This is a genomic window from Candidatus Defluviilinea proxima (assembly GCA_016721115.1).
Taxonomy (GTDB): Bacteria; Chloroflexota; Anaerolineae; order Anaerolineales; family Villigracilaceae; genus Defluviilinea; species Defluviilinea proxima.
In genome coordinates, this window is the sequence record JADKIW010000001.1 from 2,230,326 (window position 1) to 2,243,406 (window position 13,081).

Below are 13,081 nucleotides of genomic sequence, written 5' to 3' on the forward strand. Positions count from 1 at the left end.
AATCCCGTCACACACTGTGACGGGATTTTGTTTTTATTGTCCCTGCAATTGCATCAGCAGTTGACGATATTGTTCTGCGTTGGGTGGTCCCATTAGAAGGATCTGATTGACAATGACCATCGCTTCTTCTTTTTTCCCAACATCCAACAGGGCTTCGGCTAGTGCATCGAGTTCCTTGACAGCATCTTCCATTCGACCGACTTGATAGTAGGCCTGGGCAAGATTGCGTCGGAGAGTAGTATCTTCTGGGTGGTCTTCGATCAGACCTTCAATGAAAGGTACCAGGCGTGCGCCGTGATTGCTCGTCTGCATATAGGAGATGAAACTTTCGAGTTCGGCATATGCCTGAGCGGGTTGACCAAGGCGTAGGCTGAGGTCGATCAGGCTCTTACGCGCGCTTTCATCATCGGGACGCAACGTGCGGATCTGTTCATAAACACGGACGGCTTGTTTCCAGTCCAGTCGTTGCATGTCAATATCGGCCATGCGTTGCAGAATGTGAACGTTCCACTGACGGTCCACGTTGGCTTGCTGGATCACACGTAGGGCGGTAGTGTAGGTCTTGCGTGCCATATCGAGCTCAGCAAGGCGGTAATAAATATCCGCCAGCTCGGTGTATTCGCGCATCGCATCTTCCATCTGTCCGCGCGCAATGAGTTGGTCGATCAGTTTTGTGCGGGCCTTCATGTCCATCGGCGCGAGTTGGATCATGCGCTTAAGGATTTTAGTTGCCTGTGTGGCTTCACCACGTACACTGTAAGCCTGCGCCACAGCGCTGAATTTTGCAATAGCTTCGGGAATGTGATTCTCTCGCACCAACAAATCGCCCATGATCGTGTGCAAAGGCAGATAGGTGGGGGCGTAGGTGATCGCTTGGAAGGCTTCATCCATGGCCGAGCGGAGAAGTCCATTGCGGGCCATTTGGTGAATATGATTGATCGCATCAAGCACCTGGCTGGATTGCGCCTGTAGGATGACATCTGCGATCGGCATGAGCATATCGCTTTTGGGCATTTGCTCACGGGACCTGTGCAAATTGTCGCGCCAATTCTTGCGCATGAGCAAGCCATTGACGTTATCACACAGACGTTTGAACGCTTCGTCATCATTTGAGGCTGATTGCGCTTCGATGAGCGGTTCATACATCTGAAGGATCTCATCCGCATTTTCGGCAGGGACAATTGCGGCATCAGCTAGTTTCAACGCTTCTAGATAATCAATTGCCGCGGCTTGCAGGCGTCCCAGTTTTTGGTTGATCTGTCCCATCAGCAAACGTGCCGCGAGGTTGAAGTCGTTGTGTTTGACGGCATGCGCAAGATGACGCAGGGATGATTCGAGTCTGTCTTCGGCGGAACGAAGCATGCCAAGGTTGAAATATAAAGCGGGATGATTAAATCCCGATTCGAGAGCATGCTCAAGTTCGTCTGCGGCTTGTGAGTCTTTGCCTTTGCTTTGCAAGTCAATGGCCTGGCCCAGATGTAAAACAACTTTGGCTTGTTCGTTTTGTTGCAGGTTAAGTTGGCCTGTTCCGCGCATGAGGGCTTGCATGCCTCTGCGGGCTTGGGCTGAGGAACCATCGTCGGTGGAGTAATCGAAGAGAATCTCTGCCAGACGCGTTAAGGCTTTTTGGCGCGCCTCAGCTACCGGGTCCAGCCCTGAATCGGTCTGCTTTTGGGGTTGGTCCAACTGCTTGACTTGAGCCATCGCAATGGGGCCCGTCCCGCCTTTGGGACGTAATGGCTTGGGAAGAAGTTGTCCGGAACGAAGGAGGGTCTGAGCTTGTTTGGCTTCTCCGCTTTCGGGCATGATCGTCAATGCCTTGTTGACGAGTTCAGCGGTCTTTTCCATGTTGCCCGTGCGTTGGATGAGACTGGCAACAGCCAAATACTCTGCGACAGCTTGTGCCTTGTGCCCGAGACGTTCATGGGCGAGGGCAAGGCGTGAGTGGGCGAGTACATGCTCGGGGTCGAGCGATGCGACGCGCACCCAGTTTTCGATGGCTTTATCCACATCGCGCTGATTGAGGAAGAGGTCTGCGGCTTTGAGGGCGGCATCGACAGCTTCTTTGAGGTGACCGGTGCGCTCGAGCAATTGCGCAAGTTTTTCCATGGGAACCGGGTCTTGCGGCGAAACCTGCGAAACACGTTTGTAGATCTGCAGGGCTTCGTCGAATTCGGCCTGTTGGAAAAGCGCCAACCCCAAGCTGTTGAGAGCTTTGGGGTGATCGGGCATTTCTTGCAAGGCCCTACGATAGGCGGCGATGGCTTTGCTCCATTCCTGATCCCACGCAAAGGAATGGCCTTCGTTCATTGCTTTTTGGAAAATGTCTTCTCGTCCGGGCATGAGGGCTATTATACCGTAGTGGTTTGAATTGCCACCCTTACAATTGTCTTGTTTTTATATAGTAGGTCACGCTTAAAGTGTGACCTACTATAGTTTCATATCACTTTCATCTCACCCCAATTTTTTCCATAACGAGCCTCAGTGGAAAGCGGGATGCTCAATGGGTAGGCGTTTGCCATTGTGTCTTGCACAACCTGTGCTGTCTTTTCCAACTCTTCTTTTGGACATTCCAACACGAGTTCATCGTGTACTTGTAAAAGCATTTTACCGGTCAGCCCAGCCTTTTCGAGCGCAGATGGGATTTTCAGCATGGCGATCTTCATGATGTCTGCCGCAGTGCCTTGAATGGGAGCATTGATCGCTTCCCGTTCTTCGCGATTCTTTGATTGGCTGTTAATTGTACTTTGTAGTGCAGGGAAATATCTTCTGCGTCCCAATAGAGTTTCAACATATCCTTGTTCAGCGGCTTGCTTGCGAATGCCATCAAGATACTTTTTGACACCGGGGAATTTTTGGAAATATGTTTTGACGAACGTCTCTGCTTCTGCAAGCGTAAGTTCTGTGGAGCGTGTGAGACCAAATGCAGACATGCCATAGATGAGACCAAAGTTGATGGCTTTGGCGTGTCGACGCATTTCCTTTGTCACTTCTTTGGGGTTGATGCCGTAGATCGCTCCCGCTGTTGTAGCATGGATATCTTCATCCGCGCGGAAGGCCTCCAGCATGGCTTCGTCTTGTGCCATGTGCGCTACGATGCGTAACTCGATCTGTGAGTAATCGACAGAGAGCAATACATTACCTTTGCTTGCAATGAAACCATTGCGGACCTTGCGCCCAGTCTCGGTGCGGATGGGGATGTTCTGTAGATTGGGGTTGTTCGAAGAGAGACGTCCTGTCACAGCACCGATCTGGCTGTAGGAAGTGTGAACACGTCCCGTGTTTGCATCCACTGCGAGAGGGAGTGCATCAAGATAGGTCGATTTTAACTTCGAGAGTTCGCGATGTTCCAAGACCCAATCCACGACAGGATGTTTGCCGCTCAACAGATCAAGCACACCCGCCGCTGTCGAGTAATGTCCGCTAGCGGTTTTGTTGCTTTTATCAGGCGGTTCCAAGCCGAGTGTCTTGAAGAGTACATCCGAAAGTTGTTGCGTGGAATTGACATTGAATGTTTTGCCGACCGAGTCAAAAATGTTCTTTTCGATCTCTGCCAAACGCTTTGTCAATTCAGCGGACATCTCTTTGAGGAAAGGTAAGTCGAGCAGAACACCTTCCATCTCCATCCCTGCAAGGACGGGTGTGAGAGGTAAGTCAATTTCATCTAAAAGCTTTTCGCCTCCCACGCGTTTGAGATCCTTTAGTTGAAGTTCCATCAACCGCAATGGGATCTCTGCATCGGCCACTGCATACGGCGCAACGGACTCAACCGCTACATCTGCCATGCTGAGTTGCTTCTTGCCTTTGCCGATCAAGTCTTCGATGTGGGTCATCTCTTCGCCGAGTTTGACGAAGGCCAGATTTTTTAACCCGAGGTTTCTGGATGATGGGTCAAGGATGAACTCGGCCAACATCGTATCAAAGGTGAGCGGAGTGACGGTTAATCCGAACTTTGCGAGGACGATGTAATCGTACTTGGCGTTGTGTGCGATCTTACCGATCTTTGGATTCGTCATCGGCGCTTCCAACGCGGACAATACTTTCTTGAGCGGGAGGTTGGTCCCGCCGTTGTGACCGACGGGAATGTAATACCCTTCACCTTCTTTGAAAGCCAGCGAAATGCCGACGATGTCCGCTTTCATTTCTTCGGTGGAGGTTGTCTCGGTGTCGAAGGAAATGACCTTAGCCTTATTCAACGCTTTGACGAGGTCCGCCAGTTTCTCTTCGGTATCCACGATGTTGACTGTGATGTTCAAGTCTGCTTTGGGGGTGTAAACAACCTGCGGTTCGTTCACAAACATGGACATTTGCTGTCCGGGCTTTGATGGGGCAGTGGTTGTTGTCAGCGTAGCAGACGCGTACGCGGATTGACCAGTAACCTTCTCAAGGGTTTTGAGAAGCGTGCGGAATTCCATCTCTTTGAAAAAGGCTTCGATAGCAGGGACATCCAGATCCTGTGCTTTCGCATGTTCCAGATCCAATTTGATATTGAGGTCGGTCTTAATTTGCGCAAGATCGCGGCTGAGATAGGCATTCTCTTTGTTATCTTCGAGTTTTGTCTTCCAACGCTTTTCGATTTCATCTATGTTTTTGTAGATGTTATCTAGCGTCTTGTATTTTTCAAGCAAGGCAATGGCGGTTTTTTCTCCAACGCCCGCCACGCCGGGGATGTTATCGGACTTGTCACCGACGATGGCCTTGTAGTCCACGACTTGCTTGGGGAGCACGCCAAGTTTTTTGACAACATCTTCATCTTTGATGTAGTTCTGGTCATCACCTGCGAGGTAGACGGTGGTGCGTTTGTTTACGAGTTGCAGAAGGTCACGGTCGCCGGTGATGATCTTGACACCAAGTCCTTGTTCATTGGCAATACGCGCCACGGAACCAAGCACATCATCCGCTTCGAAGCCTTCCATTTCAAGACGCGGAATATTGAACGCATCCACCATTTTGCGGATACGCTCGATCTGTGGGCGCAGATCATCTGGCATTTTTTCGCGCGTACCTTTGTATGCGGGGAACATTTCATCGCGAAAGGTTTTGCCGACATCGAACGCAACCGCAATGTATTCAGGTTGTTCCTGTTCAAGGATGCGGAGCAGTTCACGCGCGAAACCGTAGACTCCCGCAGTGGGTTCGCCTTTCGATGTTTGCCAGCGTTGACTTCCGCCTCCGCCTGCGGTGAGGGCGAAGTACATACGATAGGCGAGTGCGTGTCCGTCAATGAGATAGAGGGTAGGGGGCATGGTTTATTTCCAGTAATTAGTTTTCAGGTTAAAACAAAAGGAGCGCAGAGTTATTATAATCTGCGCTCCTTCATGATCTGTCAATGGGATTTATTAGTGTTTTCCCTGTTCGATTCCCTGTCGCACGCGGGTTTGTTTGATGTAATCCTTCACCAGTTGTGGCGGGTGCGGTTGTGTGCCGCCCATGATGAGGTATCCCGGTGCCCAGAAATCACCTGATGGGTTCTCTTTCTTTAAGCGGGAAAATTCTGAAAAGATCTTTTCTGACGTTTGCTGGCGCATGATGCGCATGAGGTAACCGGGCGAAGCCGCAGGTGGAACGTTCACGACCCACTGCACATATTCAGGGCGAACGGCGAGATATTCCAAGCGCCAACCGAAGGCAATGCAAATCTGCGGAAGCCATTCAGAAAGACGGTCTGAAATATCGCCAGTCAGGTAATGATTGGTGAGACGAGGAACGAGCAAGCAGGCATAGGTCAGGTTGTAGAGCCCTGGGGTGATCGGCTCCAGCATGACGCGCCCTGCAACTTCCGTAATCGAGTGGGGACGCGTCTCATCTAATTCGCCGGTGGCAGGGCGGCGCATTGGGGTTTCAGGACGCTTGCGCGACTTCGATGGCATGGTGGCATCAATATCTTCCACCACATGTTCAACGGTCTGATCGTTATCCACCGGAGACTCTTCCATTTGATGGACAACAGGTGAACTCTCTCGATTGTCTTTCTTCGGGCGCGCTATGGATGTCCGTGTGCCTGCGGATTCCATCGGCGTATGTGTTCTTGGAGATGGAATGGGAGGGGGTACGTCGTTTAGGATGTTTGCGATGTTAGGAATATCGACATCATCCGACGTGTCTTCGTCTTCTTCAACAGATGGAGCCTGCGCTTCATACGCCACCGGAGCCTGATTCTGTTGTTCAATATGCGGTTCCATCGCTTCGGTCAACCCCGGTGATGAAAGTCGATTCACCAATTGACCGGCTTGCATGCGAATGGTGCTGAAGGGAGTCTCTGCATCGAAGACCAAAGCCAATACCACATCGTCTGCAAGGCGTGTGGCGTATAGCATGTGTTCAGCCTTTGTTGCTTCGAGGCGGACAAAACGCAGAAGATCGCTTCCTTTTTGTCCATCCCAATGACGGGTGACCGTGACGGCCAATTCCCGCGCCGCATCCTGTGAAAGCTGACCGGCGTATGCCCAAAGATTATTCTTGCGTGTGATCAACGCCGCCTGTGCAGATGATTCAAGCGTAAGCCGCGTAAGATGTTGCGCGGCTTTGGTCACATCGCCGAGCCAGGAAAGCTCATCTTTGTTGTTCAATTGAACAGCATGCGATGCTTCGCTGGCTTGGGGTTTCTTGGGCTGTTGGAATGCTTTATCGTTTAACATGTTCAACATTTCCGGTAAGTGCTTTGGTTTCCGTAACAAAATCCACGGGCGAATCTCATCCAATGCGGGTGGCGTATCTTCGTCAGAAAACAGGATCAAATTGATGGTCGGGTTGATCGTGCGGATCGCGCTTCCGATCTCAGCGACGAAACGTTCTCCGATGTCTAAATCAAGAAAAGCCAGAGAACATTTTTCTTCATCAGTCAAAATAATGGCTTCACTTTTGCGCTTTGCTATATAGAGTGAGTAGCCTGCCTGTTCGATACCATGGCGCATCCCGTTGATGAACCTAGCATCATTTGTTACAAATAGCAGGTTTTTAGCCATTTTCAATGAAGTGTAACACGGCAAAAGGACAGATGCAAGCTGGGTAGATGGGTGACATTTACGAAAATGCGAGCTTTTACCCTGAAAATTTGTATATTCAACTTGCTTTTCGCCGGTGTTTGTGCTATCAATATAAAAAAAGTTAACGAGGGTTTCGATGCACCGTGAACGAGTTTCTGAAAATGTCTTTTGGTTTCAAAGTGAAGTGTATGCGCAGGTTACGGCTGGCGTAGTGGCAGGCCCACAATGGGCCGTTGTGATCGATACATTAGCCTTGCCGGATGAAACGCTGACGATCCGTGAATTTATTGAGCACGAATTGAATGTGCCTGTGCGGTACGTGATCAATACACATTACCATGCAGATCATGCCTGGGGTAATTGTTTCTTCCCTGGGGCAACTGTGATCTCTCATTCACGTTGTCGTGAACTTCTGGAAGAGCGTGGTGCTCCGTCTTTGGAAGCGGCCAAGAAGCAAAACCTGGCACTACGCCAGGTGAAGATCGTCCCTCCCCAAATGACGTTCGTAAATGGGGATATGACACTGCGCGTGGGGAAGAAGAACCTGATCATTTCTCCCTCCTTTGGGCATAGCAATGACGGGATCTCTGTTCTTGTAGAAGAAGATCGCATCCTGTTTGCGGGTGACTCATTCATGCCAGTGCCGCATATTGTTGATGGCGATGTGGATGACAATATTGCGTCCATTAAACAGATCGCAAAGATGGGCCTCGAGAACATTGTGCAAGGGCACGGCGATATTATTCTGCGTGGCGAGATCGATGCGGCGGTCAAAGAGAATCTGAATTATTTGAATGCGATCAAGAAATCTGTGAAGTCCATTGCGAAGCGAAAGAACGCCGATGAATTTTTGGAAGATATGAAGATCGAAACCTGCGGTAAAAGCAGGGTGCTCCTTGGCGGTTTGGCAGAGGACTTGCACCAGAGTAATTTGCGAGCCTTGTTGTATCAAATGGCTGAATAGGAAAATTGCAAAATAAAAACGTCCCCATCACTGGGGACGTTTGCTTTAAACAACTTGATATTCGCGCAACATGACTCACTGATTGGTGTTTTGCTTCGCTTCTTTTCTTGCGCGCAACCAACCATTCAAACTCAAACTGATGACTCTTTCTTTGCCCTCGATCAACTTCTTGATGTTCGTCCGTAATGCCCAAACGAGAAGCAATAAAGCCAATACTCCATACAAAGTATCGATGGGGTTTTGATATCCCAGATAGCCTCGTATTGCAAAGATGATCGTTACGAACACAGCGATCCCAATGGTGGTGACAGATGCCATACCAATTGTGAACCAAATGAATGCGCCGATCCCGAACACGATAGGGAACATGGGGAGCCATAGTCCTACTGCGCCTCCGAGAGCTGGGGCACCACCTGCGCCACCATGGAAGCGCAGTTTGCCATCCGCATCACGGTTGAGTAGAAAGATGGAATAGTTATGTCCAAGGATCGCACATACGGGAGCCAGCACATGGAGAACATGGTTGTCCGGGCTAACGGCTTGTGCAAGCCATACCGAAGTTGCCCCTTTAAGAATATCTAGAATGGTTGTTAGCAATCCTGCCCAAAAACCAGCCGCGCGCACGGTATTTGTCCCGCCTGTGCGTCCGCTTTCGATCTCGCGCAGGTCTTTGCCGGTTTTGAACTTTACGATCATCATTCCAAAGGGTATGGAGCCCAGAATATACCCGAACACCACGATCCCAACTTCAGCCAACATATGCATCACAATCCTCCGAATAAGTATAAAACTTGAAACACGAGAAAACCCGTAAGGTTTCTCTACTCCTCAACTTGTAAGGTCACTTCTGTGACCTCTTTGTTCTCGATCCAGAAGCCTCGCAATTTCCACTGACTGTCTGTTCGTGAACAAATTACATGGACAACTTCATAAGCGGCCTCGGCGATATCAGTAGGCGAAACAGCTTCAGGTCCAGTAGGATGCGAATGGAAGATACCAAGTAATTCGAGGTCGTTGGATTCTATCCAATCAAATGCCTGAAGTTGTTCGTAGGGATCCATCACGAATCGTTTTCGACTTTGAGCCTGATTCTGCACAAAAATAATTTTTTCCACCCTGCCATTTTTTCCTGCCAATATCCCGCACGCCTCCAGAGGTGCATGGATGTTTACATAATCCATGATCTCCTGTACGTGCTTTTTATCAAGCGTTAATTGCGAGATCATTTTATCGAATGAAGATTGCTAATCCCCAGCATAGCGCAGTGATAATGGATGGCTCCAGTGTGGCACGCCGTGTGGGGACATTCTCCGCGAGATTGATCGCGAGGTTGACCAATCCATACAGTGGGCCGATGAGCAATAACCCAAATTGGACAGGAGTTAGAGGCCAATAATGCAACCCTGCCGCAAACTGGACGCATACCAACCCAATGCCAATAGACCACGCAAACTCCCATTTACTGCTTCCTCGCAAGTGCAGAATGCGCAAACTCGCCAGCGAAGATGCGATGAAGAGTGCTGGCAAAAGAATGAACAAGCGAATCTCACTGGAACGCAATGCAACGGACAGAACAAAAAATAATGTATAGGATATGGAGGTCAGTCCAGCCACAGCCAGCGAGTAATAAGGGGCATCTGCATCCACCACGATATATTCAGCGAGAAAAACAAAGAAAACAAAAATGCCACTCAACAGAAAAGCACCCCACCAGGCTTGTCCGCTAGGTAGAATGGACAGGGGAACGGTAATGACGAAAGTAGTCAGTGTGGGGAGGAGCCACCATTGAAAGGTTGGCCGTTCGCGAAGGGATGGGTGGCCGCGCAAAAGCCAATCCATGCCCGAGGCGGTCAACCCGGCCGTCAGGAAACCCATGACTGTATTAATGTTGAGGGGCAGATCAAGCAAAAAGCCTGGAAATTGGACAACTACGTTGAATTCGGGCGATGGGATGAGCCTTGTCAACGCAAGCACTAATAAGACCGTGGATGTGAGTAACCCGATGCGGTTCGAATCTGGCATAAAACGGTTTTGTTCGTTCATTATAAGGATTGTACCTGCCCCGCAGACGAATGCCAAGACATATTCGGTATGGTAGAATCAAAGGGTTATGGAAGTTCAGAAACTTGAAACATTGCCTCCTCCGCCCGGTGTATTTGGTTCACTGAAAACGGGCTTTGACTTGGTTTCCAACCGTGTAGTGCTGATCCTTTTGCCTTTGGGTCTTGACTTGCTTTTGTGGTTAGGGCCGCGTTTCAGCGTGGATGCCTTGTTGTCTCCTTTCTTTCGACTTGTGTTCACGCAAGCTCGTTTGGGCGTACCAGAATCTGACTTGGATCTGTTTGTGCAGAACCAGACCTTCTTCATGGATCGGTTGCAGAATTTCAACTTGCTCAGTTTGCTCTCCAAGTTGCAGTTCTTTCCGATCGGTATTTCAAGTCTCTCGGCCCAGATCCTACCTGTAGCAAATCCGTTTGGCGCTCAAAACGTATCTGTTGTTTCTTCGTTTTGGACCATGTTGGGCTTCTTATTTATCTTGATCCCGCTTGGATGGATAGGCGGAGGCGTATACTTCCGTCAAGTGGCCAAATCAACTTTGGACGTGGGCGATGTGAGCATTAGTTTATTTCGCGCGATCGCTCAAACCATCCTTTTGTCAGTACTTTGGATGATCGGCTTGATGGCTATCTTTATACCGTTAGGTTTTCTTTTTACCTTGCTTGCAATCATCAGCCCGGTGCTTTCCAATGTGGCAGGCTTTATCATTCTCTTCCTATCGTTTTGGTTGGTGGTGCCATTGTTCTTCGCTCCTCACGGAATCTTTGTACGGAAGCAGAATGCGTTCTCTTCCATTTCGTCAAGCATGAGGATGATCCGTTTCTCCTTGCCGACAAGTGGCATGTTTGTATTGAGTACTTTCCTCTTGTCGCGCGGCTTGGATCTTTTATGGAGCGTGCCGGAGAATAAATCATGGCTGGCTCTTGTGGGTTTTGCCGGGCACGCATTCATCACGACCGCATTGTTAGCGGGTAGTTTTGTATATTATCGTGATATGACCAATTGGTTGCAGAACGTTTACGAACGTTTTCGACAGCTTGGTAAACGACCGGGTTCCACGGTCTAGCGAACGTATCTTTTTCACCCGCTTCCACGTGAAGATGGGTATTCTTTGGAGGTTTTTGTGGCAGATAAAACGCAAACAGTAAACTATGATGTCAATGCCATTCAGGCGCTTGAAGGTATCGAGCATGTGCGTAAACGCCCCGGTATGTATGTGGGCGGCACGGATATCAAGGCTTTGCATCATCTTGTCTATGAGGTTGTAGATAATGCTATTGACGAGGCGCTGGCAGGCGTCTGCACAGCGATCAATATCACCATTCATGAAGATAGCAGTGTGACCATCGAAGATAATGGACGTGGTATCCCTGTTGGACCACACCCGACCAAGAAAGACGCGAATGGAAAACCGATGGAAACCCTCGATGTAGTCATGACCGTGATCGGCGCGGGTGGTAAATTCGGTGGTGGTGGGTATAAAGTCTCCGGTGGTTTGCACGGCGTGGGCGTCAGTGCTGTGAACGCTCTTTCTGAGTGGATGACAACCGAAGTCAAACGTGACGGTAAGCTGTGGCAACAAAAATATAAGCGTGGTGTGCCTCAGGGCGCCATTAAGCAAATAGGAAAAGTGGCGAAAGAAGAAACCGGCACGAAACAAACCTTCCGGTTCGATAAGCAAATTTTTACTGAAGATATTGATTATCGCTTCGACACGCTTGTTCAGCGTTTCCGTGAGATGTCGTTCGTAACACGTGGTGTAACGATTCGATTTGTTGATGAACGTGCTGAACGCCAGATGACCTTCTATTTTGAAGGCGGTCTGACTTCTTTTGTTCGCTATTTGAATCGTAACCGTGAGAATCTGCACCCGGTGGTTCATGTTGAAAAAGATATGGAAGCGATCGGAATCGAGGCCGCGATCCAATACACGGACGCATATACCGAGTCTGTCTATTCATTTGCGAATACGATCAATACGATTGACGGTGGGACACATCTCACAGGTTTGCGTTCTTCCCTGACTCGTGTGATCAATGACTATGCCCGAAAGAATGGCTTGCTCAAAGATGCTGACCCGAATTTCTCGGGTGATGATACGCGTGAAGGTCTGACTGCCATTGTCTCGGTCAAACATCCTGAACCGCAATTTGAGTCGCAGACAAAAGTTAAGTTGATGAATCCGGAAGTGCAGACGTACGTCACACAGGTAGTGGGCGAAGCGTTTAGCACATTCCTTGAAGAGAATCCGCAGGCGGCAAAGGCGATCATCGCCAAGTGTTTGACATCTGCTCGTGCGCGCGATGCGGCACGTAAGGCGCGTGATCTAGTGATCCGCAAGTCAGCGTTGGAATCGTTGACTTTGCCCGGTAAACTTGCTGACTGCTCTGAACGTGATTCATCCAAGACCGAGCTCTACATCGTAGAAGGTGACTCGGCAGGTGGCTCGGCTAAACAAGGACGAGATCGTCATTTTCAGGCGATCCTTCCGTTGCGCGGTAAGATCATGAATACCGAACGTGCACGTCTCGACAAAATCCTCTCCAGCAATGAAATCAAGGCTTTGATCTCTGCTTTAGGGACGGGCATTGGTGACAACTTTGACCTCGAAGGCTTGCGTTATGGACGCGTTATCATCATGACCGATGCCGATGTGGACGGTAGTCACATCCGCACATTGTTGTTGACATTCTTCTTCCGTTATATGCCTCACTTGATCGAAGATGGGCATCTTTATATCGCTCAGCCTCCTTTGTATCGCATTGCATATAAAAATCAGGTCAAGTACGCCTACACGGAAAAAGAGAAAGACAAGGTCGTGAAGGAAGTAGGGGAGAAGGCCGCGCTCCAAAGGTATAAGGGTCTCGGTGAAATGAACCCCACCCAGCTTTGGGAGACGACCATGAACCCAGAAAACCGGACCCTGCTCCTGGTCACGGTAGATGACGCGGCCGAAGCGGACCGGACGTTTGATATGTTGATGGGCGACGCAGTGGATCCCCGCCGAAAATTCATCCAAACGCATGCGAAGGCTGTCCGAAACTTGGATATTTAGTTTAGAAAAGGCGGAACT

At 49.6% G+C, this 13,081-nt stretch carries 9 protein-coding genes; 3 read left to right on the forward strand and 6 right to left on the reverse strand.

Annotation, left to right across the window (positions count from 1 at the left end; genetic code table 11):
* Positions 1-33 precede the first annotated feature (33 nt).
* The 3 genes from IPP66_10360 to tnpA form a co-directional block, all read right to left on the reverse strand.
* Entirely contained in the window at positions 34-2,343 is a 2,310-nt protein-coding gene (locus tag IPP66_10360; GenBank protein MBK9925683.1) for a tetratricopeptide repeat protein, read from the reverse strand.
* A 95-nt stretch (positions 2,344-2,438) separates the two neighbouring features.
* The gene (gene polA / locus IPP66_10365) at positions 2,439-5,246 is read right to left on the reverse strand and encodes a DNA polymerase I (GenBank protein MBK9925684.1); all 2,808 of its coding nucleotides are present in this window, start codon (positions 5,244-5,246) and stop codon (positions 2,439-2,441) included.
* Positions 5,247-5,339: 93 nt separating this feature from the next.
* Positions 5,340-6,965, reverse strand: coding sequence for an IS200/IS605 family transposase (tnpA, locus tag IPP66_10370; protein ID MBK9925685.1), 1,626 nt, complete (start codon positions 6,963-6,965; stop codon positions 5,340-5,342).
* Between the two features lie 157 nt (positions 6,966-7,122).
* Here tnpA and IPP66_10375 point away from each other — a divergent pair, with 157 nt between their 5' ends.
* Entirely contained in the window at positions 7,123-7,950 is an 828-nt protein-coding gene (locus tag IPP66_10375) for an MBL fold metallo-hydrolase (protein ID MBK9925686.1), read from the forward strand.
* Positions 7,951-8,025: 75 nt separating this feature from the next.
* Here IPP66_10375 and IPP66_10380 read toward each other — a convergent pair whose 3' ends face one another.
* The 3 genes from IPP66_10380 to IPP66_10390 all read right to left on the reverse strand — a co-directional run bounded on the left by IPP66_10380 (position 8,026) and on the right by IPP66_10390 (position 9,993).
* Entirely contained in the window at positions 8,026-8,709 is a 684-nt protein-coding gene (locus tag IPP66_10380) for a glycerol-3-phosphate acyltransferase (protein ID MBK9925687.1), read from the reverse strand.
* A gap of 62 nt (positions 8,710-8,771) precedes the next feature.
* On the reverse strand, positions 8,772-9,131 hold the full coding sequence (locus IPP66_10385) for a M67 family metallopeptidase (GenBank protein MBK9925688.1): 360 nt from the start codon (positions 9,129-9,131) through the stop codon (positions 8,772-8,774).
* A gap of 46 nt (positions 9,132-9,177) precedes the next feature.
* On the reverse strand, positions 9,178-9,993 hold the full coding sequence (locus IPP66_10390) for a hypothetical protein (GenBank protein ID MBK9925689.1): 816 nt from the start codon (positions 9,991-9,993) through the stop codon (positions 9,178-9,180).
* A gap of 67 nt (positions 9,994-10,060) precedes the next feature.
* Between IPP66_10390 and IPP66_10395 the strand changes: the two genes are divergently transcribed.
* Together IPP66_10395 and gyrB are read left to right on the forward strand one after the other, a co-directional pair.
* Positions 10,061-11,074, forward strand: a complete 1,014-nt coding sequence (locus IPP66_10395) for a hypothetical protein (protein ID MBK9925690.1) — start codon at positions 10,061-10,063, stop codon at positions 11,072-11,074.
* Positions 11,075-11,131: 57 nt separating this feature from the next.
* The gene (gene gyrB, locus IPP66_10400; GenBank protein MBK9925691.1) at positions 11,132-13,063 is read left to right on the forward strand and encodes a DNA topoisomerase (ATP-hydrolyzing) subunit B; all 1,932 of its coding nucleotides are present in this window, start codon (positions 11,132-11,134) and stop codon (positions 13,061-13,063) included.
* Positions 13,064-13,081: the final 18 nt, after the last annotated feature.